The organism is Nannocystis pusilla (assembly GCF_026626665.1).
GTDB classification, from domain to species: domain Bacteria; phylum Myxococcota_A; class Polyangia; order Nannocystales; family Nannocystaceae; genus Nannocystis; species Nannocystis pusilla.
Map to the genome: position 1 here is coordinate 8,640,078 of NZ_JAPNKE010000002.1, position 24,780 is coordinate 8,664,857.

21 protein-coding genes and 1 pseudogene are annotated in these 24,780 nt (G+C 70.7%); 17 read left to right on the plus strand and 5 right to left on the minus strand.

What is annotated here, in order from left to right:
- Nucleotides 1–80 precede the first annotated feature (80 nt).
- The 8 genes from OV079_RS38085 to ttcA all read left to right on the plus strand — a co-directional run bounded on the left by OV079_RS38085 (nucleotide 81) and on the right by ttcA (nucleotide 5,825).
- Complete coding sequence (locus OV079_RS38085) at nucleotides 81–854, plus strand: arginyltransferase (RefSeq protein ID WP_267774517.1); 774 nt, start codon at nucleotides 81–83, stop codon at nucleotides 852–854.
- A gap of 334 nt (nucleotides 855–1,188) precedes the next feature.
- Complete coding sequence (locus OV079_RS38090; RefSeq protein ID WP_267774518.1) at nucleotides 1,189–1,962, plus strand: FadR/GntR family transcriptional regulator; 774 nt, start codon at nucleotides 1,189–1,191, stop codon at nucleotides 1,960–1,962.
- The gene (locus OV079_RS38095; RefSeq protein ID WP_267774520.1) at nucleotides 1,949–2,638 is read left to right on the plus strand and encodes a sterol desaturase family protein; all 690 of its coding nucleotides are present in this window, start codon (nucleotides 1,949–1,951) and stop codon (nucleotides 2,636–2,638) included. The genes OV079_RS38090 and OV079_RS38095 overlap by 14 nt, the downstream gene beginning before the upstream one ends.
- A 67-nt stretch (nucleotides 2,639–2,705) precedes the next feature.
- Complete coding sequence (locus OV079_RS38100) at nucleotides 2,706–3,389, plus strand: succinylglutamate desuccinylase/aspartoacylase domain-containing protein (protein ID WP_267774521.1); 684 nt, start codon at nucleotides 2,706–2,708, stop codon at nucleotides 3,387–3,389.
- Nucleotides 3,390–3,507: 118 nt separating this feature from the next.
- Nucleotides 3,508–4,095 carry a hypothetical protein gene (locus OV079_RS38105; RefSeq protein WP_267774523.1) on the plus strand — a complete coding sequence of 196 codons (588 nt, stop codon included), beginning with the start codon at nucleotides 3,508–3,510 and terminating at the stop codon, nucleotides 4,093–4,095.
- 106 nt (nucleotides 4,096–4,201) lie between these two features.
- Nucleotides 4,202–4,447: a DUF1244 domain-containing protein gene (locus tag OV079_RS38110; protein WP_346660396.1), complete on the plus strand. Its 246-nt coding sequence runs from the start codon at nucleotides 4,202–4,204 to the stop codon at nucleotides 4,445–4,447.
- The gene (locus OV079_RS38115; RefSeq protein ID WP_267774524.1) at nucleotides 4,444–4,869 is read left to right on the plus strand and encodes a secondary thiamine-phosphate synthase enzyme YjbQ; all 426 of its coding nucleotides are present in this window, start codon (nucleotides 4,444–4,446) and stop codon (nucleotides 4,867–4,869) included. The genes OV079_RS38110 and OV079_RS38115 overlap by 4 nt, the downstream gene beginning before the upstream one ends.
- Nucleotides 4,866–5,825, plus strand: a complete 960-nt coding sequence (ttcA, locus tag OV079_RS38120) for a tRNA 2-thiocytidine(32) synthetase TtcA (protein ID WP_267774525.1) — start codon at nucleotides 4,866–4,868, stop codon at nucleotides 5,823–5,825. The genes OV079_RS38115 and ttcA overlap by 4 nt, the downstream gene beginning before the upstream one ends.
- Before the next feature lie 592 nt (nucleotides 5,826–6,417).
- Here ttcA and OV079_RS38125 read toward each other — a convergent pair.
- Nucleotides 6,418–7,062: a single-stranded DNA-binding protein gene (locus OV079_RS38125; RefSeq protein WP_267774526.1), complete on the minus strand. Its 645-nt coding sequence runs from the start codon at nucleotides 7,060–7,062 to the stop codon at nucleotides 6,418–6,420.
- Between the two features lie 429 nt (nucleotides 7,063–7,491).
- Between OV079_RS38125 and OV079_RS38130 the strand changes: the two genes are divergently transcribed.
- The 4 genes from OV079_RS38130 to OV079_RS38145 all read left to right on the plus strand — a co-directional run bounded on the left by OV079_RS38130 (nucleotide 7,492) and on the right by OV079_RS38145 (nucleotide 13,076).
- On the plus strand, nucleotides 7,492–8,079 hold the full coding sequence (locus OV079_RS38130; protein ID WP_267774527.1) for a glycosyltransferase family protein: 588 nt from the start codon (nucleotides 7,492–7,494) through the stop codon (nucleotides 8,077–8,079).
- Nucleotides 8,080–8,104: 25 nt separating this feature from the next.
- The gene (locus tag OV079_RS38135; RefSeq protein WP_267774528.1) at nucleotides 8,105–9,193 is read left to right on the plus strand and encodes a M50 family metallopeptidase; all 1,089 of its coding nucleotides are present in this window, start codon (nucleotides 8,105–8,107) and stop codon (nucleotides 9,191–9,193) included.
- Between the two features lie 163 nt (nucleotides 9,194–9,356).
- Complete coding sequence (gene uvrC / locus OV079_RS38140) at nucleotides 9,357–11,750, plus strand: excinuclease ABC subunit UvrC (RefSeq protein WP_267774529.1); 2,394 nt, start codon at nucleotides 9,357–9,359, stop codon at nucleotides 11,748–11,750.
- A 15-nt stretch (nucleotides 11,751–11,765) separates the two neighbouring features.
- Nucleotides 11,766–13,076 (plus strand): hypothetical protein, encoded by a 1,311-nt coding sequence (locus tag OV079_RS38145; protein WP_267774531.1) that lies wholly within the window; start codon nucleotides 11,766–11,768, stop codon nucleotides 13,074–13,076.
- Nucleotides 13,077–13,299: 223 nt separating this feature from the next.
- On the opposite strand, the gene OV079_RS38150 is transcribed toward OV079_RS38145, so the two are convergent.
- Nucleotides 13,300–14,556 carry a spinster family MFS transporter gene (locus OV079_RS38150; RefSeq protein ID WP_267706243.1) on the minus strand — a complete coding sequence of 419 codons (1,257 nt, stop codon included), beginning with the start codon at nucleotides 14,554–14,556 and terminating at the stop codon, nucleotides 13,300–13,302.
- Between the two features lie 113 nt (nucleotides 14,557–14,669).
- Between OV079_RS38150 and OV079_RS38155 the strand changes: the two genes are divergently transcribed.
- The 3 genes from OV079_RS38155 (at nucleotide 14,670) to OV079_RS38165 (ending at nucleotide 18,289) form a co-directional block, all read left to right on the plus strand.
- Nucleotides 14,670–15,095 carry a ribonuclease III domain-containing protein gene (locus OV079_RS38155; RefSeq protein ID WP_267774532.1) on the plus strand — a complete coding sequence of 142 codons (426 nt, stop codon included), beginning with the start codon at nucleotides 14,670–14,672 and terminating at the stop codon, nucleotides 15,093–15,095.
- A 65-nt stretch (nucleotides 15,096–15,160) separates the two neighbouring features.
- Entirely contained in the window at nucleotides 15,161–16,669 is a 1,509-nt protein-coding gene (locus OV079_RS38160; RefSeq protein ID WP_267774533.1) for a hypothetical protein, read from the plus strand.
- Nucleotides 16,670–16,714: 45 nt separating this feature from the next.
- A complete protein-coding gene (locus OV079_RS38165) occupies nucleotides 16,715–18,289 on the plus strand; it encodes a Rossmann-fold NAD(P)-binding domain-containing protein (protein ID WP_267774534.1) in 1,575 nt (524 codons plus the stop codon).
- Between the two features lie 38 nt (nucleotides 18,290–18,327).
- On the opposite strand, the pseudogene ybaK reads toward OV079_RS38165, so the two are convergent.
- The 3 genes and pseudogenes from ybaK to OV079_RS38180 form a co-directional block, all read right to left on the minus strand.
- Nucleotides 18,328–18,799 (minus strand): annotated as a pseudogene (gene ybaK / locus OV079_RS38170) (Cys-tRNA(Pro) deacylase).
- A gap of 7 nt (nucleotides 18,800–18,806) precedes the next feature.
- Nucleotides 18,807–20,309, minus strand: coding sequence for a PQQ-dependent sugar dehydrogenase (locus OV079_RS38175; protein WP_267774535.1), 1,503 nt, complete (start codon nucleotides 20,307–20,309; stop codon nucleotides 18,807–18,809).
- A 44-nt stretch (nucleotides 20,310–20,353) separates the two neighbouring features.
- On the minus strand, nucleotides 20,354–22,285 hold the full coding sequence (locus tag OV079_RS38180) for a serine/threonine protein kinase (protein WP_267774537.1): 1,932 nt from the start codon (nucleotides 22,283–22,285) through the stop codon (nucleotides 20,354–20,356).
- Between the two features lie 140 nt (nucleotides 22,286–22,425).
- Between OV079_RS38180 and OV079_RS38185 the strand changes: the two genes are divergently transcribed.
- Together OV079_RS38185 and OV079_RS38190 are read left to right on the plus strand one after the other, a co-directional pair.
- Entirely contained in the window at nucleotides 22,426–23,655 is a 1,230-nt protein-coding gene (locus tag OV079_RS38185; RefSeq protein ID WP_267774539.1) for a S1C family serine protease, read from the plus strand.
- A gap of 21 nt (nucleotides 23,656–23,676) precedes the next feature.
- Nucleotides 23,677–24,645 (plus strand): Hsp33 family molecular chaperone HslO, encoded by a 969-nt coding sequence (locus OV079_RS38190; protein WP_267774540.1) that lies wholly within the window; start codon nucleotides 23,677–23,679, stop codon nucleotides 24,643–24,645.
- Nucleotides 24,646–24,780: the final 135 nt, after the last annotated feature.

Below are 24,780 nucleotides of genomic sequence, written 5' to 3' on the forward strand. Positions count from 1 at the left end.
GACACGCGAGTGTAGTGCCCAGTCCGCCCAGTACAAACCGATGGCGCGCCTCGCGGCGGCGAGGACCCGTATACTGACCGATGATGCGCTGGCGCCCCCGCTTGCTCGCGGCCGACCCGCCCGAGCTGCTGGTATACGACGAGGCGACCGTCTGCCCCTATCTCCAGGGGCGCGACGCTCGAATGCCGCTCCGCGTGCCGACGCGGATGCTCACCCCGCAAGAGTTCGCCGAGCGCCTGCGGGTGGGCGACCGCCGCCAGGGCGTCCTGCTGTACCGCACCTCCTGCCCGACCTGCCAGGCCTGCGAGCCCATCCGCATCGACGTCGACCGCTTCGTGGCCGACAAGACCCAGCGCCGCGTGTACCGTCGCGGCCTCGGCCGCATCGACGTCGAGATCGGTCCGCCCGAGCTCACCCCCGAGAAGGTCGCGCTCTACAACCGCCACAAGGCCGAGCGCGACCTCAACGCCGACGGCCACGACATCGACGAGGTCGGCTACCGCGCCTTCCTCGTCGACACCTGCTGCGAGTCGTTCGAGCTCCGCTACCGCGTCGACGGCCGCCTGATCGGCGTCGCCGTCGTCGACCGCGCCGAGGACGCCCTGTCCGCCGTCTACTTCTACTTCGACCCCGACTTCGAGCCGCTGTCCCCCGGCGTGTTCTCGATCATGAAACAGCTCGAGCTGTGCCGCGCCTGGGGCCTCCGCTACCTGTACCTCGGCCTGTACATCCGCGAGTGCCCGTCGATGGCCTACAAGGCCCGCTACCTGCCCCACGAGCGCCGGATCGCCGGCCGCTGGCGCCGCTTCGAGCGCGTCGGCGCGGCCGTCGAGGCAGTGTCCGAAGAGACATGACGCAAGAGACAGGCGTAGCGCCGCGCTCGCCTCGCCCGAGCGCTCGCCTCGCCGCTCCGAACCCCTGATGGTCCTCGGCCGCGCGTCGGCCGAGCCTCGCGCTCGAGTGCCCCGACTGCGAGGGCTCGCAATCGGCCGACCGTGAGGGGATGCCCTTCGGCCTGCGCATCCGCGCTAGCCCCGCGGCGCTCGCCCGGTTGCCGCTCGCGGCCGCCGCTCGGCCGATTCCGGCCGGCCGCGCCTCGGCCGCGAAGTCATGCGCATTTTAATAACTGGTATGACCAGTTGACCATCGAATCTCGGCATGACATGCTGAGCGCATCAGGCACCGCTCATGCGCCTCAAGCCCGTTGCCCGAAAGTCCCTGTCCGACGCTGTGTTCGAGCAGCTATCCCAGGAGATCGTGCATGGCCGCATGCGCCCCGGCACTCCGCTGCCGAGCGAGCGCGCGCTGTGCGACGTTCTGCGGGTCAACCGAGGGGCGGTGCGTGAGGCGCTCAAGCGGTTGTCGCAGGCCGGGCTGATCGCGATCCAGCACGGCGGTGGCACGCGGGTGCTCGATTTCAAGCAGACCGCCAGCCTCGACCTCCTCAATCGCCTCCTCTTTCACCACGACGGCACGGTCGACCTCCGCGTCGCGCGCAGCGTGATGGAGATGCGCGCCGCGATGGCGCCCGACATCGCCCGCCTGGCCGCGCTGCGCCGCAGCCCCGGCCAGGTGTTGCAGCTCGACGAGATGGTCGCCGCCATGGCCGCGCAGGAGCAGGATCTGCTCGCGCTCCAGGTCCTCGCGCTGCAGTTCTGGGACCTGCTCACGGTCTGCAGCGAGAACATCGCCTACCAGCTCGCCTTCAACGGCCTGCGCCACAGCTACGAGGGCATGCGCGAGGCCCTGGTCGAGGTCATGAGCGAGGAGCTGCGCGACCTCGCGGCCTACCGCCGGATCGCCGACGCGGTGCGCCGCAAGGACGGCGAGGGCGCCGGCCAGAGCGCCCAGGCGCTGATGCAGCACGGCTCGCGCGGCATCTTGCAGCTGCTCGCGGCGCTCGAGAGCTCCACTGACGATCAGGCAGCCAACGGAGAGGAGGACGACGATGACGAGCAATGAGCACGATCCAATGGGCGGCAAGAACCCCACGCTGGGCCAGGCCGCGCGCGCCTTCTTCACCTTTCACAGCCCGCGGATCTTCGCCGTCATGTGGCCGCTGCTGGTCGCCACGCGTATCGCCGTCGGCGACTTCGGCTGGGCCGACTTACTCGTCGTCCCGATCCTCCTCGCGGCCCAGCCCTTCGTCGAGTGGCTGATCCACGTCTACATCCTCCACTTCAAGCCGACCACGGTGTGGGGCCGCAAGTTCGACCTGCAGATCGCCAAGTTCCACCGCGCCCATCACCGCGACCCGTGGCGGCTCGAGCTGGTCTTCATCCCCCGACGCGCCGGCTGGCTCGGCCTGGCGATGTTCTCCGCCGTGTGGTTCATGCTCGCGCCCACGCCGCAGATGGCCCTCACCGGCGTCGTCGGCAGCGTGACGATGGCCTTCCTCTACGAGTGGACGCACTACCTCACGCACACCGGCTACAAGCCCCAGGGCGAGTTCTATCGCCGGATCTGGCGCTACCACCGCCTGCACCACTTCAAGAACGAGCACTACTGGCAGGGCGTCACCACCCACCTCGGCGACCGGATCCTCGGCACCATGCCCGACCACACCGCGGTCCCCAACTCGCCCACCTGCCGCACGCTTGGGATCGAGGCGCCGACCGACCTGCCCGGCCCGCCGTGATCGACATGTCCTTCGGGACAGCCGCGACCTCTTGCCCTCGGGCGCGCCCGTGAGGCACCCTCGCGGCGTGTCGCGTCTGTCGCCCGGGGTCCACTGGTTCTCGCCCACGCTGCCGATCCACGTCTTCGACGCCGCCGAGCCGGGCCCGGTCGCGCTGATCCAGGCCGGCATCCACGGCGACGAGATCGCCGGTGTCCACGCGCTGCAGGAGCTGCTGGAGGAGCAGATCCGTCCCGCGCGCGGGCGCCTGATCGTCGTCCCGGTCATGAACCCGCCGGCCTACCGCGCGCGCCAGCGCTGCGCCCCCGGCGGCCTCGATCTCAACCGCTGCTTCCCCGGCGACGCCGACGCACCCGAGCGCGAGCGCCGGCTGGCCCGCCGCTTCATGGACCTCGTGCTGGCCGAGCGGCCGGCGCTGATGGCCACGCTGCACGAGAGCCACAAGCGCTACCACCCCGACGTGAAGCCGTCGTTCGGTCAGACTCTGGTCTACGGCGTGGAGCCGATGCCCGCGATCATCGGCCGCACGATCGACCGCCTGAACGCGCGGATCGCCGGCGAGGACGAGCGCTGGGCCCCGCAGTACTACCCTGTCGCGACGTCGTCCACGGAGGTCATCGTCGACGCCACCGGCTGCGTGGGGATCTGCGTCGAGACATGGATGGGCCTGCCGGAGCCGCGGCGGATCGAGCTGCAGCGCCTCGTGGTAGAGCTGCTGCTAGGCGACCTCGGTGTGCGTCCGATGGCCTGAAACGCCGCCCCGCGCGCGTTCTGCCCCAGGCGTGCGTCCCGCTGCCACGGGCCTTGCGCGGGGGAGCCTCACGCCGGTTTTGTCGTGCCTCGCGCGGGTCTGCGGTAGATTTTGGCCAGTGCTCGAGTCCGCCACCGAGACCTTCACCGCCCCGGCCGCCCCCTCGTTACCGACGAGCCCGCTCGCCGCGCACGCGGAGGAGGTCTTCGAGGCCACCAGCCCCTACGACGGCGACGGCTTCCGCAACCACTGCCGGCGCCTGTTCCTGTTCACCGAGATGCTGCTCGCGCGCGAAGGCACCCCGCTCGCGCGCGACCTGGCGTATGCGATCGCCATGTGCCACGACCTCGGGATCGTCAGCCGCGGCGACACCGGGCGCACCTACCTCGAGCGCAGCCGCAGCCTGTTCGCCCGCGAGATGGCCGGCTTCAAGCTCTCCGCCGCGCAGGACGTGGTCGACGAGTGCCTGGTCTACAACCACCGCCTGCTGCCGGTGCCGAACCTGTCGCCGCAGGCCGACGCGTTCCGCCGGGCGGTCCAGATCGAGCACACCCACGGCCTGCTCCGCTTCGGCCTGCCGAAGGCGCCGGTGGCCGCCGTGTTCGCCGCCTACCCGCGCGACAACTTCGACCGCGTGCTGCTCGACTTCACCTGGCGGACCCTGCGCCACGAGCCGCTGACCCTCGTGAGCGGCATCTTCTTCTGAGCCCACCCGTGCGGTCCTGGTCGATCGGTCATGTCTCCCGAGACATGGCCCCCGGGACATGCACGATGTACCCTGTACGAGAGGACATGTCATGACGAGCGAGCGCCTGACCCCGGAGCAGACCGAGCAACTCGAGGCGGCCGCGTTCCGCAGCCTGGTCGCGCACCTGCGCGAGCGGACCGACGTGCAGAACATCGACCTGATGAACCTCGCCGGCTTCTGCCGCAACTGCCTGTCGCGCTGGTACCAGGAGGCCGCGACCGAGCGGAGCATCCCGCTGACGCAGGACGAGGCGCGCGAGCGCGTCTACGGCATGCCGTACAGCGAGTGGAAGGCGAAGCACCAGAAATGACGCTGTCGCTCGCATCCCACGAGCTCGAGGTCGCCACCCGCGGGCGCGGCCTCGTCGACGTCACCCCCGAGGTGCAGGCGTTCGTGCGCGACAGCAAGCTGCGCCACGGCCTCGTCACCGTGTTCATCCACCACACCAGCGCCTCGCTGCTGATCACCGAGAACGCCGACCCCGAGGTCCACCGCGACCTCGAGCGCCTGTTCCACCGCCTCGCGCCCGACGGCGACCCGCTGTTCCGCCACGACGCCGAAGGCCCCGACGACATGCCCGCCCACGTCCGCAGCGCGCTGACCCAGACGTCGCTGTCGATCCCCGTGCAGGCCGGCCGCTGCGCCCTCGGCACCTGGCAGGGCATCTACCTGTGGGAGCACCGCCACGCGGCCCACCGCCGCCGCCTCACCCTCACCCTCATCGGCTCGTGACCGACTCGACCGACGACAACGCCGCGGCCACGCCCAAGGCGCCTCACCCTCACCAGCTCATGACCGACTCGTCGCAGGACACGAGCGCCGTCTCATCGGCGCCTTTGTCCCCCGAGCTCCCGCCGAGCGGCCGGTCCTCGCGGCGCCGCCTGCTCGCGCGCGCGATGGTCAAGACGATCGCCAGCTACGAGCTGATCGGCGCCGGCGACCGCGTGATGGTGGCGGTCTCCGGCGGCAAGGACAGCTACACGCTGCTCGACTTGTTGTGGGAGGCGAAGGCGCGGGCGCCGTTCCGCTTCGACGTGGTGGCGGTCCACCTCGACCAGGTGCAGCCCGGCTACGACGGGGCGCCGCTGCGCCGCTGGCTCGAGCGCTTCGGGGCGCCGTTCGAGATCTTGCGCGAGGACACGTACACGCCGGTGGTGGCCCACACGCCCGCGGGCAAGGCGTTCTGCTCGATGTGCTCGCGGCTGCGGCGGGGGATCCTGTACACCGCGGCGGAGCGGCTCGGGTGTAACAAGATCGCGCTCGGCCATCACCGCGACGACAGCCTCGAGACGCTGCTGCTCAACCTGTTCTACGCCGGTCGCTTGCAGGCGATGCCCGCCGGCTACACCACCGACGACGGCCGATTCCGCGTGATTCGCCCGCTCATCGAGTGCGCCGAGGCCGACATCGCCGCGCACGCGAGCGAGGCCGGCTACCCGATCCTCCCGTGCAACCTGTGCGGCTCGCAGGACAACCTCCGCCGCGACAAGATGTCCGCCCTCATCACCCAGCTCGAGCAGGACAACCCCGACGTCCGCTCGGTGATGCTGAGCGCGCTCAAGAACGTGGCGCCCTCGCACCTGCTCGACCCCCGCCTGCTCGCGCGCGGCGAGCCCGACGAGGTCGCCGTGCCCGACCTGCCCCAGCCCACGAAGCCGGGCCCGCGCCGCCTCACCGTGCTGCCCTGACGCTGCGATCAACATGTCCTTCGGGACATGTGTACGTGCCGCGCGCGACGAGCACCGGCAACCCGGGCTACGGCCGAAGTCGGGTCCGCGCCGCCCGACCGCGCTGCCCCGGGCGCAGTCCGGGCTCCGACTGGGAGCCGAGCCCGCGCCGTCCCGGCCGTTGCTCCGAAGATGTCCTTCGAGACATGTTCTGAGGCATGCCTCTGTGACGCGTCGCAGAAGCCGCTCGGTGACCCGCGCTGAGACCTGCACTCGGCACCTGTCGCTCATGCCCGAGCGAAGAAGGCCATGAGCGCGCGATCGCGCGACCCTCCGAGGGGCCGAGTCACGAGGTCGGCGCGAACACGCGCGAGGTTCGGCCGCAGCGTCGCGATGAGCCCGCGGTCTCGACTCGAGCGCAGCCGTGCCCCGCGCGCAACCGCGCCGTTCGGCGGCGGATACTCTCTGAACAGGTCGAGAGTTCGCGGCCTCAGACCACCGAGATCTTCAGGCAGGCCTCGGCAGTCTTTGTAGACATGTCCCTCGGGACCTGGCACGCGAGACATGCTCCTCGCGCCAGGTCCTCGCGGCCAGCTCCGCCCGCTGCGGCGGCTCAGAACGGGATGTCGTCGTCGCCCGGGTCGGACGGCATGTAGTTGTTGTCGTACGGCTCGTTGCCCGGCCCGGCACCGCCGCCGCCGTCGTCGTCGAAGCCGCCGCCGCCACCACCGCCACCACCGCCGCCGAAGCCGCCGGCACCGCCGCCGCCGCGGTTGTACCCGCCGCCGCCGCCGCCGCGATTTCCACCGCCGCCGGCACCGCCGCGGTTGTAACCGCCACCGCCGCCGCCGCGGCTACCACCGCCGCCGCCGCCACCGAAGCCGCCGCCACCGCCGCCGCCCTCACCACCACCGCCGCCGCCGCCTTCACCGCGGCCGCCGAGGAACTGGACCGTGTCGGCCACGATCTCGGTCGTGTAGTGCTTCTGGCCCTCTTTTTCGTACGAAGAGGTGCGCAGGCGGCCTTCGACGTAGACCTCGCGGCCCTTGGTGAGGAAGTTGTTGCAGTGCTCGGCCTGCTTGCCCCACACCGTGATCCGGTGCCACTCGGTCTCCTCGACCATCTCGTTGTTCTTGTTCTGGTACTTGCGCGAGGTCGCGACGTTGAGCTTGCAGACCGGCTGCCCGTTCTGCATGTAGCGGAGCTCCGGGTCGCGGCCGAGGCGGCCGAGGACGATGGCTTTGTTGACGCCAGCCATGAGATTGCTCTGGTTCTTCCTGTGGTCGCACGAGGCCCGTGAGGGGCAATCACGAGCGGCGCGCGGATGATACGCGAAACTGCCCCCGCGGGGAGGTCGCTCGGTGCGGCTGCCTGTTTGCAGGTGCCGCGAAGAAAGTCGAGCCCGTCGTGTCGCCGTGGCGACCCCTGCGCGCGCTCGGACGCGGCGTAGCGGCAAAGTGCGCTCGGACGCTTGACTTTGCGCACGATAGTTTGGGCTCGGGCGACGCTGCCGAGATCGTCGCGACTCGGGCCCGCCCTGAAGTACACCGCTCCGCCCCCGAGTGGGGACGCCGCGATCCCTGATTCTTCCGCGTCCGCCTGGCCGCCAACCGGTGATTTGTTGACGATGAGCGGCGTTCGGGACTATTACCGGGCATAGTGAGGAGTACTCCCCACGTACGCCGCCATGCAGTTGTCGCTCAGCGTCATCCTCTTGCTACGGAACCGTGAACCGGCCGTGACCCAGATGGTGCGGCGGGCTGTCGACGTGGTGCGGAGTCTCGGGGCCAAGGGGCGGCCGTTCGAGCTGCTGGCGGTCGACCAGACCTCCGTCGACAACACGCTCAGCCTGCTGAGCGTCCTGCACGCGCGGATCCCCGAGCTGCGGATCCTGCAAGACGTGCGTCAAGGCATGGCGGTGATCGAGGCGGCGCGGGCGGCCCGCGGCGATCGCTGGTTGCTGGTCGACCGCGTCGTCGACCCCCAGCTCATGACCTGGGGCTTGAATCAGCTGGAGAGCGGCAAGCGGGCCGCGATCGTGCCGGGGGAGATCCTCGCGGTCGAGGCCAAGCTCGGCGCGCAGGTGCTCGGCCACCTCGCCGGTGGGCTCGTTTCGGCCCAGCAGGCCGTCGAACACGAGCTCGCGGCACGGGGTCAGCGGGCGGCGTGGAGCCCCGCGCCCGACCGCGGCGTCGCCGAACGCGCCGCGCTGTTCGTGCGCCAGCGCCTGGGTTGGGTCGGTTTGAGCCAGCTCGACCGCCCGCTCGGGACCTGAGCTCGCCCGCTGCTATAGTCCCGCGGTGGCCACAATCCTCGCCATCGTCGCGCTCTCGCTTTTAATCATCGTTCACGAGTTCGGGCACTACATCTGCGCGGTCGCCACCGGCATGAAGGTCGACCGCTTCAGCGTGTTCGGCATCGGTCCGGTGGTCGCGCGGCTCGGCGTGTGGCGCGGCACCGAGTTCGTCATCAGCGCGATCCCCTTCGGCGCCTACGTGCACATCGTCGGCATGGAGGCCGACGACGCCCCCTCGCTCGCGGTGGCCGAGGGCGGGCGCCCCGGCGAGGTCCCCCAGCACGACCCGAACGATCCCACCCTTTATCGCAACCGCCCGATCTGGGCCCGCATGCTCGCCATCCTCGGCGGTCCGCTGGCCAACTACCTCACCGCGATGGTGCTCGGCTTCGTCGCCCTGACCATGATCGGCAACGAGGTCCCGCTGTCGATGCGCGTCGACAACGTCGTCGAGCCGGCGGCCCAGACCGCGGGCCTTCTGCCCGGCGACGAGCTGTACAAGATCGCCGGCGAGGATGTCACCGGTCGCGGCACGCAGGACAAGATCCTCGCCACCACCGCCGCGCACAAGGGCGAGACCGTGGCGATGGTCGTGCGCCGCGACGGCCAGGAGGTCGCGCTCGACCTGCCGCTGACCGCCGAGGGCAAGATCGGCATCCAGATGTCGCCTGGCGACGTCACGCGTGAGACCCACCCGGTCGGCATCGCCGCCAAGACCGCCGTCCTGTTCCCGATCAAGTTCAGCGCCTTCCAGCTCGACGCGCTCGGCAAGTGGGTCACCGGTCGCATCGAGGGCAAGATGAGCGGCCCGGTCGGCATCGTCCGCGAGATCGCCAAGTCGGCCGAGCGCGGCATCGAGGCCTTCCTCGAGATCGCCATCAAGATGAGCACCCTGCTCGGCCTGTTCAACCTGCTCCCGCTGCCCGCCCTCGACGGCGGCCGCTTCGTCTTCCTCCTGTGGGAGGCCGTGACTCGCCGGCGCGTCACCCCGCGCATCGAGGAGACCGTCCACGGCATCGGCATGCTGGCCCTGCTCGGCCTCATCCTCTGGGTCACCATCCGCAACGACCTGTTCTCGCACCTCTTCGGCTGAGATGGCCCATGGCCGCGCGTCAAGGACGACCCCCGCACAAACCCTCCGCCTCCCCCGCCGCCGCGCCGCCGCCCCCCGCCGGTCCTCCGGCTGAAGGTGCTTGGGACAGGCCCCCGAGGACATGTCCCAGGCAGCAGGCGCTGCGGGACAGGCTCCTGAGGCCATGTCCCAAAAGCCATATTCCGACGACGCCCCGAAGGCGCCGTCGACCGAGGCGTACACCCCCGAGACCGAGGACGTGCTCGAGAGCTTCGAGGTCGCCGACGGCGGCGCGGGCGACCTCGACGCGCCGGGGCGGTTCGTCGGCTCGGCGCGGACCGAGGCGCTGGCGGCGATCCAGGCCGACGCCGAGTGGCAGCCGCGCGCGGGCACGGCCGAGGAGCTGGCGGAGATCGTCGAGCGCCTGCCCGACCTGCCCGGCGTCTACATCATGCGCGACCGCAAGGGCGACGTGGTCTACGTCGGCAAGGCCAAGCGGCTGCGCGCGCGCGTGCGGCAGTACTTCAACGGCACCGACCCGCGGCTGTTCGTGCCCTACCTGGCGCACACGCTCGGCGACATCGAGACGGTGGTGACCTCCAACGACAAGGAGGCGCTGCTGCTCGAGAACAACCTCATCAAAAAGTACAAGCCGCGCTTCAACGTCAAGCTGCGCGACGACAAGCAGTTCCTGGTCCTGCGCCTCGACCCCAAGGCCAAGTGGCCGCGGCTCGAGCTGGTCCGGCGCATGCGTCAGGACGGCGCCCGCTACTTCGGCCCGTACCACTCGGCCCAGAGCGCCCGCCACACGCTCAAGGTCGTCAACCGCTACTTCAAGCTGCGGACCTGCACCGACTACACCCTGACGCACCGCAAGCGCCCGTGCCTGCAGCACCAGATCGGCCGCTGCCCGGCGCCGTGCGTCTACCCCGTCGACCGCGACGCCTACGGCCTGCAGGTCAAGGGCGTCGGCCTGTTCCTCGAGGGCAGGCACAAGGAGCTGGTGGCCGGCCTCACCACGCAGATGGAGGACGCCGCCGGCGCGCTCGAGTTCGAGACCGCCGCGCGCCTGCGCGACCAGCTGTCGGCGATCAGCACCAGCCTCGAGCGCCAGCAGGTGGTCGGCTCGGCCGCGCTCGACCAGGACGTCGTCGGCATGTACCGCGAGGGCGGCCAGGTCGAGTTCGTGGTCATGCACGTGCGCCAGGGCAAGCTGCTCGGCACGCGCACCTTCTCGGCCCGCGGCATGGAGCTGCCCGACCCCGACGTGCTCGGCAGCTTCCTCGTCGCCTACTACGACGACGCGCCGACGATCCCCGACGAGATCCTCCTGCCCGCCGAGCTGCTCGACGACGACGAGGCGCCGCTCAAGGCGTGGCTGCGCGAGCACAGCGGCCGCAAGGTCGCGCTCCTCGTGCCCGAGCGCGGCGACCGCAAGAAGCTGCTGCTCCTGGCCCAGCGCAACGCCGCCTCCAACTTCACCTCGCGCCGCAACCGCGCCGAGGACAGCGAGCAGGCGCTGCGCACCCTGCAGCAGCGCCTCGGCCTCACCCGCCTGCCGCGCGTGATCGAGTGCTACGACATCAGCCACATCCAGGGCCAGGACACCGTCGCGTCGATGGTCGTGTTCGTCGACGGCGCCCCGGCCAAGAAGCGCTACCGCAGCTTCAAGATCAAGGGCCTCGGCGGCCTGGCCCAGGGCGACCGCCAGAACGACGACTTCCGCAGCATGTACGAGGTGCTCGGCCGCCGGCTCAAGCGCGCGAATGTCGGTGAGGACATGTCCGAAGAGGCAGATGAATCCGCTGAGGCCGAGGTCGAGGCCGAGGCGACGATCGACGCGCTCGACGAGGTCGTCGAGAACACCTGGGCGCTGCCCGACCTGCTGGTCATCGACGGCGGCAAGGGCCAGCTCGGGCGGGTGATCGCCGCGCTGCACGACCTCGGGGTGCCGATCGGCGAGGGCGGGGTCGACGTCGTCTCGCTGGCCAAGGAGCGGCGCCAGGGCCTGGGGCGCGGCAAGGCGGCGCTGCAGCGGCTGCGCACCTTCAAGACCTACGCCGACGCCGCGGCCGCGCTCGACGCCGCGGGCACGCTCACGGCCGAGGACGCGCCGACGCCGGTGGAGCCCGACCCCGACGCGCCGCAGCGCCCGGGCCAGAGCTACCAGGACTTCGTCGTGCGCACGCCCGACGACGACCCCGAGGAGTGGGAGGTCAAGCCGGAACGCGTGTTCGTGCCCGGCGCGAAGGATGCGATCCGCCTGCGCCCCGGCAGCTCCGAGCTGTACTTGATGACGCAGATCCGCGACGAGGCCCACCGCTTCGCGATCACCCACCACCGCAAGCGCCGCGGCAAGCGGGCCCTCCACAGCGCCCTCGACGACATCCCCGGCGTCGGCCCGGCGCTGAAGAAGGCGCTCATCCAGCACTTCGGCACGGTCGCGGAGATCCGCAACGCGGCGCCGGCGCGGTTGACGGAGGTGAAAGGCGTGGGCGCAGCGCTGGCGCAGCGGATCCACGAGGCCCTCAGCGAGGGCGGGGCCGCAGCGAGTGCGCCCCCGCGCGGCGAGTCGTAGTACCGTCGTCGCCGCATGGCCGTCATCAGCTTCGACTGCCCCAACTGCGGCGCCAAGCTCCAGCCCGACGACAGCAAGCGCCGCGCTCGTTGTCAGTACTGCGGCGCCAACTTCGACCTGCCGCGCACCACCGCGGTGCAGCCGCAGCACATCCACGCCGGCGCCCAGGCGGCCCCGAAGGTCGTCGGCGCGCTGGTCACCGGCGTGGCGACGATGACGGTGCTCGGCGTCGTCACCTCGTATCTCGCGATGTCGCCGGCGACCTCGACCTCGGTCACGCAGGCGCTGGTGCCGACGACCCCGGGCGCGCCGGCCCAGACGCCGACGATCGGCGGCCCGCCGGTCAAGGCCGACCCGATGCGCAACGAGGCCGACTTCATGTGGGACGAGGTCGGCGGCCCGCCGATCGTCGTGACCATCGAAGGCAAGGAGCACGTCCTCGGGCGCCTGCGCGTGCGCCCCGACGACCAGCTGCACGTCGCCGTGTTCGCGGCCGACGACGGCAAGGAGCGCTACCGCGTCGGCCCGTTCGGCAGCTACGGCGAGGCCTACCGCGCGACCCACTTCAGCGTGGTCGGCGAGCGCCTCTTCGTGACCGACTTCCGCGGCAAGCTCAAGGCGTTCGACCTGGCCAGCGGCAAGTCGGTGCAGGAGATGGCGCTGACCGATCGCGCCGAGCGCTTCTGCCTGCTCGATGAGACAGCCGAGAGCCCGCGCCTGTACCTCGCGCTGGTCGACCGGCGCCAGTTCATGGTCGACGTGGCCACGCCGGCGCTCAAGGAGGAGAAGCTGCCGAAGGCCTGCGACGCGAAGAACGTATGGGCCCCGCGCGGCGGAGACCCGTCGCTGTCGACGGGCGAGCGGCTGCGTCGCGCGCCGAAGGTCGAGGGCATCGAAGTCTCGGGCGTGCACCTCGACGGCACGCTGGGGGTCGCGCGCGGCGTGAAGTCGCCGGGCACCGCCTATCCGATGGTCTTCGGCTTCGACCCCGCGTCGCGCGAGGTCCGGTGGAAGAGCCCGGTGCCCGCGGTCGACCTCGCCTCCGTGCGCGAGCGCGACAACGAACAGGACATTTTGGCCGGGGGTCGCTACTTCGGCACCTACGGCGAGGGCCCCGAGCACTGGCACCTCGTCGCCTTCGACGCGAAGACCGGCGATCGCCTGTGGGACAACAAGCTGCGCAGCATTTTCGCGGTCGACTGGTTGCGCGGCATCGAGGCCAGCGCGAACCACGTCTTCCTGGTGCGCATGAGCTCCGTCGAGGTGTACGACGCCGCAACCGGTGCGCTCAAGGCCACGATCGGCGACGAGAGCTACGACGGTTGACGCCGTACGTCGCCTGTCGCAAAGGCCACATGGGGTCCCGCCGCGGCTTGTCGCTGCCGCGCGCGGTTGCTAGCATCGATGATGCGCAGAAGCAGCGCGAAGTAGATAGCTGAGGGACGGACACTGCGAGGGCCCGCGCGGGCGCCGGCAAAGCCGGTCGGTCGCGCCCGGCCTGCGGCCCACAAGGACATAAGGACATGTCCTTGTGGGCAGCGATGATTCGCTAGGGCTGGCCCTCGACGAACTTCTTGATGTCCTTCTCGGCCGTGCGCACTGCGATGAAGCAGCAGGTCGCGGCGAGGATCAGCGTCGACGACGTCACGAGGAACGTCTGCTGCGAGCCGTAGATGTCGGCGACCTTGCCGAACAGCGGCGGCGCGGCCATGTCGCCGAGGAAGTGCAGGATGAACACCGCCAGCGCGTAGGCCATCGCCCGCTGCGTGCCGGGCACGACGTTGGCGATCTGGGTGTTGACCGACGGCATGCACAGGAACAGGCAGGTCGCGCCGACGCCGAGCGCGGGCAGGAAGATCGCCCGGCTCTCGGTCGAGAAGCCGATGAAGAAGGCCGGCAGCGCCAGCGCGTAGGCGATGCCGGCGAGCAGGGCGTAGGCGCCGCGGGTGCGGCGGGCCAGGCGGTCGCCGAGCAGGCCGGCCAGGCCCGAGCCGATGAGGCCGCCGACCAGGCCGATCACCCCGAGCGCCAGCGACGCCTCGACCTTCGTCATGCCGCGCTCTTTCTGGAAGAACTCGATGCTGTAGTGGAGGATCGGCACCAGGATCATCACCGCGAACGCCTGCGCGAGGATGATCAGCATCAGCGTCTTGTTGCGCAGCAGGGCCAGGTACGACTTGACCCCCGAGACATGTTCTTCGGGACCTGTCCCGGACTGTCCGGCGCGCGGCGGCTCGGCGAGCATGGCGATCAGGATCGCGACCAGCAGCCCCGGCGCGCCGGCCACGAAGAACGCGTTCTGCCAGCTCCCGGAGTAGTGCGTGACGAGGCCGCCGATCAGGTATCCGGCGGTGCCGCCGAGCGGCATGCCGAGGAAGAACAGCGCCAGCGCGCGGCCGCGGACGCGGTCCGAGAAGTAGTCGGCGACCAGCGTCGGGCCGATGACGAGGCAGCCGGCCTCGCCGACGCCGATCAGGAAGCGCGACAGGAACAGCCCCGTCTTGCCGGTCGCCAGGCCCGAGCCGATCGTCGCCAGCGACCAGATGAACACGCACGCGGCGAAGATCATGGTGCGGCGGTAGCGTCCGGCCCAGTAGCCGATCAGCGGCGCGAACACCATGTAGCCGAGCGTGAACGCCGACCACAGCATGCCGAACTCCGCCTTGTCCATGGCGAAGGCGCCCTTGATCTCGACCTCGAGCGCGCTCACCACCTGGCGGTCGGCGTAGTTGAGGAAGTTGGCGAAGAACACGACCGCGAGCGCGTACGCCAGATACCGGGAGGAGAAGCGGGGGCGCTCGGCCATGGGCGGCCGGAGCATAGCGCTGCCCGGCAGCGTCACCGACGCCGACCCGCGGTTCGCACGTGCACGGGCTCACGCGCGGGTATGCGCGCCTCTGGACTATCCTGCGCCGCGCCATGGACCTGCGCGGCAGATCGATCCGCACCCTCGCCTGGCTCGGCGACGCCGAGTTCGAGCGGGAGGTCCGACTTCGGCTGGCGCGGCGGGGCGACTACCCGACCGACCGGCTCCACGCCATCAAGGCCCGCATCGTCTGCGCCGAGGCGCAGGCCGAGCTGCTCGCGGCCATCGAGCCCGAGCTCGACGACGACGAGGCCGGGGTCGTGCGGCGCGGCCGCAACGTCAATCTCAAGGCCTCCGGCCGCGGCGTGCGGGACGTGCGGGCTTACCGCGCGGCGACCGGCCTCGAGGCGCTGGTGGCTTACTGGTGTTTCGGTGACCCGGCGGTGCGGGGTCGCTTCGAGGCGCTGGTGGTGCCCCGGTTGGAGGCGGCGATCGACGCGGTGTTGGCGTCCCAGACGGCCGCGCGCAGGTCTTCGTAGCCCGGCGGCGGGGGCGATGATATTTTGCCGTGGGGCGGCCCGGGCCGGTCCTGGAGGCATTGTACATGCACGCGCTGGCGCGCACGGCCGCGGCGGGCTTCGTCGCTGCGAGCCTGTCCTGTCGGACATCCGAGAACCCGGCCGCGACCGAGACCACCGGCGACACCGGGACCGCGAGCGGCGGCGAGCCGGACGACGGCTCGCGGGCCACGCTGGTCCACACCTACGGGCTCACCACGCTCGCGGCCTTCGAGGAGACCGAGCCGTGCGTGCAGTGGACGCTGCACAACGATCAGCCGCTGTACGTCAACGCGGTCACGCTGGTCAACGACGGCGGCTTCCACCACAGCAACTGGCTGACGGTCCCGGAGGACAAGTTCACGGGCGAGGACGGGTTCTTCCGCTGTTCCGACCGCGGCTACTCCGAGCTCGACGCCGCGCTCTCGGGCACCGTCGTGTTCGCCCAGTCGACCCAGTCGCGCAGCGAGGTCCAGCAGCTCCCGCCGGGCGTGGTCATCAAGATCCCCCCGCGCCACAAGATCATCGCCGGCGTCCACCTGCTCAACCTCGCCAGCGTCGCCATCGAGACCGAGCTGCGCATGGCCCTCGACATCATCCACCCGCGCGACGTCGAGGTCCTGGTCGCCCCGTTCCGCCTGACCTACTACGACCTCGACATCCCGCCGAACCGGCGCAGCCGCTTCACCGGGACTTGCAAGATCCGCGGGCCCTACGTCGGCGCCGTCGGCGGCGAGTTCGACCTCAAGCTCTACCACGTCTTGCCGCACACGCATTACCTCGGCGACCAGTTCCGCCTCGAGACGTTCGACGCCGACGGCAACAGCGAGGTCGTGTTCGAGAAGACCGGCTTCAACGCCGACGCCGGCGGCAAGGCGTTCGACCCGCCGCTCGCCCTCGACGGCAGCGAGGGCCTGCGCTTCTCGTGCGGCTTCGACAACTGGCGCGACGTGTCGATCGGCTGGGGCATCGGCGACCAGGAGATGTGCGTCATGCTCGGCCTCGCCGACAGCCGCGCGATCATGGACGTCAGCGTCCTCGTCAACTCGAAGCCGACCGGCGTCGAGGGCGACGTGCTGCTCCACGAGGGCCCGTGTCAGGTGCTCGCGTTCCCGAGAACGGCGCCCAGACCGAGCCCACCGCGGAGGAGAAGGCCGCGCCGCTGTACGTCCCGCCGGGCGCCGCGGGCGACGTCGACCTCGAGCCGCTCAAGCAGTGCGTCGACGCCGATCCGAGCGTGCCGTCGAAGGGCGCGCCGAGCCTGCGGGACATCTCCGGCGCCATCTTCGCACCGGGCTGCGTGTTCTCGTCGTGCCACGACGCCAAGCAGCCCGCGGCCGGCCTCGACTTGCAGTCGCCGGGCCTGCACGAGCGCTTGCTCGCGCACGAGGTCGCGGCCCGGGTCGACGTCCCGCTCGTCGCTCCCGGCGACGCCGAGGGCAGCTGGCTGTACCGCATCGTCTCGCGCTGTGACCCGACCGACAGCGAAGGCCAGACCGTCCGGCACATGCCCTACAACGCGCCCACCCTGCTCACCGACGGCGCCGTCGCGCTGATCCGCGCGTGGATCAACGCCGGCGCCGAGAATACTGAGTACTGCCATGACCCGTCGCTCGCTCGTCGTCCTCGCCCTCGCGTGCGCCTGTCGTCCACAACCTGGTTCTTCGGACAGCGATGGTTCCACCAGCGGGACCACCTCCGGGGCGGCGACCGGCACCACCGGCGAGCCGCCGACGTCGACCACCGGCGAGCCGGCGACCGAGACCGCGACGGTGGTCCACAGCTTCGGCAGCTACTTGATGACGCCGTACCTCGAGATCGAGCCGTGCGTGCAGTGGACGCTGCACAACGACGAGGCGATCTACGTCAACGCGGTGACGCTGGTCAACGACGGCGGGTTCCACCACAGCAACTGGTTCGCGGTGCCGGAGGAGGTGTTCCCGGGCGAGGACGGGTTCTGGGACTGCGCCTCGCGCAGCTACAACGAGATCACCGCCGCGGTCGAGGGCACGGTGCTGTTCGCCCAGTCGACCCAGTCGCGCCAGGAGGTCATGCAGCTGCCGGCGGGCGCGGTCATCAAGATCCCCGCGCGGCACAAGATCATCGCCGGCACCCATCTGCTCAACCTCGGCAGCACCGACCTCGACTCCGAGCTGCGGATGGCGCTCGACATCATCCACCCGCGCGACATCGGCGCGGTGCTGGCGGCGATGCACCTCGACTACCGCGACCTGGCGATCCCCGCGAACAAGCACAGCCGCTTCACCGGCAACTGCTCGTTCAAGGCGACCTTCGAGAAGTCGACCGGCAAGCCGTTCGACATGAAGCTCTACTACGTGCTCCCGCACTACCACTACCTCGGGGAGTACTTCGGCCTGCAGGTCCTCGGCGGCGCGCGCGACGGCGAGTTCCTGTTCAAGCTCGACGGCTTCAACGGCGGCGCCAACGGGGCCGCGTTCGACCCGCCGGTCGACCTGTCGGACGCCGAGGGCCTGCGCTTCGCTTGCGGCTTTAATAACTGGCTGGGCAAGGACATCGGCTACGGCATCGGCGACCAGGAGATGTGCATGATGCTCGGCCTCGTCGACGCGCGCGTGATGATCGAGTCGCGCGTCAGCGAGGGCTCGCAGCTGGTCGGCGTCGACGGCGAGGTGGTGCTGCACGAGGCCGAGTGCGCCAACTATGCCGTGTTCAAGAACCCGGCCCAGGGCCCGCCGACGCCGGAGGAGATCGCCCGGCCGCTCTACGTGCCGCCGGCCGACCCGGGCGACGTCGACCTCGAGCCGACCAAGAGCTGCATCGACAGCGCGCCGACGGCCGCGCCCGACACGCCCACCACCCTGGCCAGCGTGCGCGACTCGATCTTCACCCCGAGCTGCACCTTCTCGTCGTGCCACGACGCCTCGGCGCCGGCCGCCGGCCTCGACCTGCAGACCGCCGAGGGCCTCGGCGCCCGCCTGCTCGCCCACGAGGTCGTCGCCGACACGCCCGACGCGCTCGTCACCCCCGGGGACCCGCAGGCGAGCTGGCTGTACCGGCTGGTCGCCGAGTGCGAGCCGCAGAACGGCGACGGCGCGACCGTCCGCCACATGCCGTTCAACGCCCCGACCCTGCTGCCCGACCCGCTGGTCGCCAAGCTGCGCGCGTGGATCGAGGCCGGCGCGCTCGACGACTGAAGGACATGTCCGAAGGGGCATTGCCCTTCGGACATGGCTCAAGCACCCTGTACCAGCGGACAGAGGGTCGCCCGGGTCGCGCGCACGTAGTCGTCGGGGTGCAGCACGATCTGCAGCCCGCGCGTGCCCGCCGACACCGCGATCTTTTCAAAGAGGATCGCGGTCTCGTCGAGGTAGACCGGGTAGTCCTTCTTGCCGGCGAGGGCCGTGACCCCGCCGCGGACGTAGCCGGTCAGCGGCGTCACCTCGCGCAGGGCGACCAGCTCGATGCGCCGGTCGCCGCTGGCGCGCGCGAGCGCCTTGAGGTCGAGGTGACCGTCGCCCGGGACGACCGCCAGGCACACCCCGTTGCGGTCGCCGCGGGCGATGAGTGTTGAACACCTGCTCGGGCGGCAGGCCGACCAGGGCTGCGACCTCGGCCGCCGTGAGGTGCTCGGCGTCGACCGGGTAGGGCCGCAGCTCGTAGTCGATGCCGAGGTTGTCGAGGATCCTGGCGGCGTTGGTCTTCACGTTCGCGTCACTGCGGGACGACCCGCAGGATCTTGCCGTCGACGGGGGCGTTGAAGCCGTCGAGCTCGACGACGGTGAACAGCACGTCACCGAAGCCGTTGCTGCCGGAGCCGAGGACGCGGTCCTCCTGGCCGGCGACCATGCCGAGGAGCTCGACGTTGGTGCCGTCCCAGTTGAGGGCGTAGACCCCGCCGGAGCAGTAGTCGCCGTAGAAGTAGGTGCCGTTCCACTCGGGCACCTCGCAGCTGCGATAGACGGTGCCGCCCGTGATCGAGCAGCCCTCGCCGTGGTTGTACTCGGCGATCGGGGTGGTGAGGCCCTGGTCGTTGACTTCGTTGACGCCCTTGCCGTCGTCGCAGCCGCCGTTGAAGCAGTGGTTGCCCTCCATCAGGCTCCAGCCGTAGTCGGCGCCGGCCGCGACGACGCTGACCTCTTCCCACTGGTTCTGGCCGACGTCGGCGGCGTACAGCGTGCCGTCCTCGTCGAAGCTGAAGCGCCACGGGTTGCGGAAGCCCCACGCGTAGATCTCGGGCGCGAACTCGGGGTCGTTCACGAACGGGTTGTCGGCCGGCACCGTGTAGTCGAAGCCGTCGAGCATCTCGCACTGGCCGCACGGCTCGTTCATGTCGGGCGTGCCGTCGGGCTCGACGTCGATGCGGAGGATCTTGGCGAGCAGCGACTGCTTGTCGCGGCCGGTGTCGAACTGGTCGTCCGCGCCGCCGCCGTCGCCCATGCCGATGTACAGCATGCCGTCGGGCCCGAACTCGATCATGCCGCCGTTGTGGTTGCTGGCCGGCTGCGAGATGGCGATGACGAGCCGCTCGGACGCCGGGTCGACCTTGTCGGGGTCGTTGGGGTCGAGCGTGAACTCGGCCACGTACGTCGGCCCGGGGCCCTGCCACATGCCCGGGTTGTAGTTGACGAAGATCCGCGGGTCGGCGGGGAAGTTCGGGTGGAAGTCGAAGCCGAGCAGGCCCTGCTCGGGGCCGATCTGGTTCGGCACCTTGTTCTTGACGTCGATGTCGAGGAAGCTCTCGGCCGGGGCGGTGTTCTGCCCGGGCTCGAGGATCTTGATCCGGCCGCCCTGCTCGAGCACGAACAGGCGCTCGGGGTCGCTGGGATCGGCGCGCACCATGAGCGGGCGGTCGAAGCCGGTGGCGACGACCTCGAGCGCGAAGCCGGGGCGTCCGGGCACCGGGGTGTAGGGACACGCGGGCTCGCCGGTGGTGGTCGAGGTGCCGTCGGTGGTCGGGTCGACGGTGGTGGTCGACGTCGGCGGGGTGTCGGTGGTGGGACCGGCGGAGGTGGGATCGACCGTCGACGTGGCGGTCGCAGTGCCGTCGGTGCCGGTGCCCGTCGTCGTCGAGGTGTCCGTGGTCCCGGTCTGGTTGTCGGTGGTGGGACCGGCGGACGTCGAGGCGTCGGTGCCGGAGGCCTTGCCGTCGTCACCGCACGCGAGCAGCGTGACGCAAGGGAGAAGGGTGAGGCGGGCGAAGTTCTGCCAAGACATGGCGGGCAGCCTAACACACGCCTGGGCGCGCCTGCGCGCCGGTCTCACTTGAGCGCGACGCAGGTGACGTCGATCTTCGGCGTGTTGGCAGCGACCTCTTCGACCGCGCCGGTGTTGGTGTCGACGACCTTGACTCGACCCGCGCTCATCTCGCTGGTCCACACCTTGCGATTGGCGAGCTTGGGGTTCTTGCGGAACTTCAGCACCTCGCCGCTCTTGGGCAGACGCCAGGTCTTGAGGCCGGCCTCGGTGGAGCTGTCGCAGTGCTCCTTGGCCTTCTCCCACAGCATCTTGCCCGGCAGACGCAGGCCGGGGACGTCAGCGTCGCTGATCAGCTCCTTCGGCTTGGGCGTCGGCTTCTTGGTGTCCTCTTTCTTGTCTTCCTTGTCTTCCTTGGTGTCGGGAGGCGTCTCGACCTTGGTGTCGGGCGGCGTGTCGACCTTGGTGTCGGGCGGCGTGTCGACCTTGGTGTCGGGCGGCGTGTCGACCTTGGTGTCGGGCGTCGGCGGCGTGTCGACCTTGGTGTCGGGCGTCGGCGTCGTCTTGGTCTCGCTGCCCGCAGTGCCGGCGCCGACGAGCTCGGGCGGAGGCGGCGGCGTGACGCTCGCCTTCGGCTTCATCATCAGGAACACGCCGGCCCCGGCGCCGCCGAGCACGAGCAGCACCACGAGGATGAGGATGCCCTTGCCGCCGCCGCTGCTCGTCGGCATCGGCGGCTGGGTGCTGGTCCCCTCGCCGCGGCCGAGCGACCACGACTCCTCGGCGAGGTTCGGCTTGCCGAGTTCGCCGGACCAGGTCGGCTTGTTGCTCGCCGGCTGGAAGGTCGGCGGCTGCGAGACCGGCTGCGAGACCGGCGGTCCACCTGTGATGAGAGTCGCGACCGGCGGCGCGAAGCCGGGGTTCGACGTCGGCGGCGGTCCACCGGTGATCACGGTCGAGGCCTGCGCCGGCGGCACGGACGACGGCGCGCCCGTCATCGGCGCCGAGGTCATCGGCGGCGCGTGGGTGTGCGAGGCCATCGCCGGCAGCGGCGCGCCGAGCTGCTCGAACGGCGCGAGCGCGGCCGACAGCTTCGAGCACGAGGCGAAGCGGTCGTTCGCCTCCTTGGCCAGGCAGCGCTCGACCACGGCGATGAGGCCGGGCGGCACGTGCGGCGCGAGCTGGGCGATGGGCGTCGGCTGCTTGGTCGAGACGGCGACGAGGATCGCCGCCATCGTCGCGCCGCTGAACGCGTCGGCGCCGGTCAGCGCCTTGTACAGGATCGCTCCCATCGCCCAGATGTCGGTGCGGTGGTCGACCCCGGCCGCGCCCTCGGTCTGCTCGGGCGACATGTACTCGGGCGTGCCCATCAGCACGCCGGCGCTGGTGCGCCCGCCGCCCTCGGTGCCGCCCTGCGAGAACTTCGAGATGCCGAAGTCCATCAGCTTGACCAGCAGGTGCCCGGGCGAGGGCTCGTGGAGGAAGATGTTCTCGGGCTTGAGGTCGCGGTGGACGATGCCGACTGCGTGCGCCGCGTCGAGGCCGATGAGCGCCTGGCGGAGGATGAGGACCGCGAGGCCGGGGTCGACCTGACCTGTCTGTTGGACCAGCTCACCGAGCGAGCGCCCGTTGAGCATCTCGAGCACGATGTAGGGCCCGAGGACGCTCTGGCCGAAGTCGTAGATGTCGCAGATGTGCGGGTTGCCGATCTGCCCGGCCGCGGTGGCCTCGTTCTTGAAGCGGTCGAGGATGCCCGGGTTGCCGGCGAACTCGGGGTGCATCAGCTTGATGGCGACCGCCTTGCGCACGCGGATGTTCTGCGCCCGCCACACGGCCCCCATGCCGCCGGCCCCCAGCAGCTTGGTGAACCTGAACTTGCCGTCCAAGAGCCTCCCTTCGAGCGGCAGGACCTTCCCCGCGGTCGGGCACACGAACACGTCTTCCGGGTGCGACTGCTGGCAGAAGGGGCATGGGGCTGGCGCGGCGGCACCGTTCATGGTCGGCAAGGTATATCACGGCGCTGGGCGAAACCCCGCCTGCGCGGCTTCGGCCTGCACATAAATGCAGCCCTCGCGGCCGTCAGCGGGTGCAGCAGGCCCTTGCGGACGCCGGGCGGGCGCCTAAAACAGAGCCAGCCATGGCCGCCTCACGCCGTACTTTGCTGTCTTCGTCCCTGGTCCTCCTCGGCTGCCTCACGGTGTTGCCGGGCATGACCGAGTGCCAGGCTGCAGCGCCGCCGTCGCCCCAGCCCGAGACGGTCGCTGTGTCCGCCCCCGCGCCGCGAGAGATCGCCCCGGACATGGGCGCGCACGCCACGCTGACGGGGCTCGCGGCCGCACCGGCACCGTCGCAAGCGACGCCCGAGGTCAAGGCACCGTCGCCGGCCGCGCGCCTCGAAGCTGAACAAAACGTCATCGACGTGTTCCGCGCCGCCGCGCCCGCCACCGTGTTCGTGACGCAGAAGCGGCTGGTCCGCGACTACTCGATGCGCGCGCTCGAGGTCCCCGCCGGCTCGGGCACCGGCTTCGTCTGGGACACGCAGGGCCACGTCGTCACCAACTACCACGTCGTCGACGCCGGCCGCGCGCGCGGCACCTACAGCGTCACGCTCTACAGCCAGAAGACCTACGACGCCCAGCTGCTCGGCGGCGATCCCAACAAGGACATCGCCGTGCTCAAGCTGATCAACTGCGACGAGCCGCTGACCCCGATCCGCGTGCTCCCGCAGGGCGGCCCGCTCGAGGTCGGCCAGACCGCGATCGCCATCGGCAACCCGTTCGGCCTCGACCACACGCTGACCACCGGCGTGGTCTCGGCGATCGGCCGCGAGGTCCAGGGCTACGGCGGCGTCACCATCCGCGACATGATCCAGACCGACGCCTCGATCAACCCCGGCAACTCCGGCGGCCCGCTGCTCGACAGCGGCGCCCACCTCATCGGCATGAACACGATGATCTTCAGCAAGACCGGCAGCAGCGCCGGCATCGGCTTCGCGGTGCCGGTGGCCACGGTGCGCCGCGTGGTCCCGCAGATCATCGACAAGGGCCGTGTCGAGCACCCCGGCCTCGGCATCGAGCCGCTGCCCGACGCCTACGCCGCGCGCGTCGGCGTCAAGGGCGTCGTCATCACGCGCACGGCCCCCGGCGGCCCCGCCGCCAAGGCGGGCATCCGCGGGCTGCAGCAGGACCGCACCGGCGAGATCTTGCTCGGCGACATCATCGTCGGCATCAACGAGCACAAGGTGAAGAACTACGACGACCTGTACAACGCCCTCGACCGCTACAAGGTCGGCGACGAGGTCGAGGTCAAGCTGGTCCGCGACGGCGCGCCGGCCAGCGTGCGCCTCAACTTGATCGACCTGCCCTGAGCGGCGCGCTACCCTCTCGCCGTGGACGTGCTCCTCCGCGCAATCGCCGCTGCGCCCGACTCCGACTCGCCCGAAGCGCCGGCGATGCGCACGCTGGCGGCCGTCACCACCGACCTGGTCCAGGAGTCGTGCCGCCGCCACGGCATCCGCGGGCTCGAGGCGATCGCGCTGGGTCGGGCGCTCACGGCCGGCTGTCTGCTGACCACGCTGACGAAGTCACCGGCCGAGCGCCTGCGGGTCGACGCGCGCTGCTTCTCCGACCTGCCCGGGGCGGGCGGCGGCGACGGCGAGCCCGGCGGCTTCCTCCTCGACGCTCGCGGCGACGGCACCGTGCGCGGCTGTCTCCGCCGCGGCTTCGGCGACTCGCCGCTGCAGGCCACGCTCGAGCGCGCGATGGGCCGCCTGCCGCTGTCGCCGTTCCTCGGCCGGCGCGGCGCGCTCACCGTCACCCGCGACTTCGACCTGTCCGCAGAGACAGACTCGCGCTATCAGGGCACCGTCGAGCTGGTCGCCGGCGAGGTCGACCTCGACCTCGAGCACTACCTCAACACCAGCGAGCAGGTGCCGTCGCTGCTGCGCTGCGAGGTGCTGCTCGACGCGACCGGCGGGGTGCTGCGCGCGGGCGGGATCCTGTGCCAGACGCTGCCCGGCAACGACGGCGAGGTGCTGGCGCCGCTGCGCGAGCGGCTGGCGGGCGAGGCGCTGTCGTCGCTGCTGCTCCTGCCGCGCGCGCCGGCCGACCTGCTGCGATTCGCGCTCGGCGACGCCCCGTTCGAGGTCGTCGGCGAGACGCCGCTGGCGTTCCGCTGCAACTGCGGCCCGGCGATGGCCCGCGACATCGTCGCCATGCTCGGCGCCGACGACGTCGACGCCCTCGCCGGCGAGCGCGAGGCCACCGAGGTCCGCTGCTCCTACTGCGGCGAGCGCTACCTCCTCTCCGCCGCCGAGCTGCGCGAGCTGGCCGGCGAGCTGCGCCTCCGGCGATCGTAGGCATGTCCATGCAGTCATGTCCTCACCGCCATTGCTCAAAAGACATGTCGCACGAGACATGGGCGACCAGTAGTGCGCCGCGGCGAGGGATGCGCTTTCAGACATGTTCTGTGGGCCATGTCTTGAATGGCATGC

What these genes read in the sequence shown, in the direction of transcription:
- OV079_RS38145 (WP_267774531.1), top strand. Translation starts at nt 11,766, where the DNA reads ATGGCCGTCATCAGCTTCGACTGCCCCAACTGCGGCGCCAAGCTCCAG.
- OV079_RS38085 (WP_267774517.1), top strand. Translation starts at nt 81, where the DNA reads ATGATGCGCTGGCGCCCCCGCTTGCTCGCGGCCGACCCGCCCGAGCTG.
- OV079_RS38165 (WP_267774534.1), top strand. Translation starts at nt 16,715, where the DNA reads ATGACCCGTCGCTCGCTCGTCGTCCTCGCCCTCGCGTGCGCCTGTCGT.
- OV079_RS38130 (WP_267774527.1), top strand. Translation starts at nt 7,492, where the DNA reads ATGCAGTTGTCGCTCAGCGTCATCCTCTTGCTACGGAACCGTGAACCG.
- OV079_RS38155 (WP_267774532.1), top strand. Translation starts at nt 14,670, where the DNA reads ATGGACCTGCGCGGCAGATCGATCCGCACCCTCGCCTGGCTCGGCGAC.
- OV079_RS38180 (WP_267774537.1), bottom strand. Translation starts at nt 22,285, where the DNA reads ATGAACGGTGCCGCCGCGCCAGCCCCATGCCCCTTCTGCCAGCAGTCG.
- OV079_RS38095 (WP_267774520.1), top strand. Translation starts at nt 1,949, where the DNA reads ATGACGAGCAATGAGCACGATCCAATGGGCGGCAAGAACCCCACGCTG.
- OV079_RS38090 (WP_267774518.1), top strand. Translation starts at nt 1,189, where the DNA reads ATGCGCCTCAAGCCCGTTGCCCGAAAGTCCCTGTCCGACGCTGTGTTC.
- OV079_RS38125 (WP_267774526.1), bottom strand. Translation starts at nt 7,062, where the DNA reads ATGGCTGGCGTCAACAAAGCCATCGTCCTCGGCCGCCTCGGCCGCGAC.
- OV079_RS38160 (WP_267774533.1), top strand. Translation starts at nt 15,161, where the DNA reads ATGCACGCGCTGGCGCGCACGGCCGCGGCGGGCTTCGTCGCTGCGAGC.
- OV079_RS38150 (WP_267706243.1), bottom strand. Translation starts at nt 14,556, where the DNA reads ATGGCCGAGCGCCCCCGCTTCTCCTCCCGGTATCTGGCGTACGCGCTC.
- OV079_RS38185 (WP_267774539.1), top strand. Translation starts at nt 22,426, where the DNA reads ATGGCCGCCTCACGCCGTACTTTGCTGTCTTCGTCCCTGGTCCTCCTC.
- OV079_RS38175 (WP_267774535.1), bottom strand. Translation starts at nt 20,309, where the DNA reads ATGTCTTGGCAGAACTTCGCCCGCCTCACCCTTCTCCCTTGCGTCACG.
- OV079_RS38115 (WP_267774524.1), top strand. Translation starts at nt 4,444, where the DNA reads ATGACGCTGTCGCTCGCATCCCACGAGCTCGAGGTCGCCACCCGCGGG.
- uvrC (WP_267774529.1), top strand. Translation starts at nt 9,357, where the DNA reads ATGTCCCAAAAGCCATATTCCGACGACGCCCCGAAGGCGCCGTCGACC.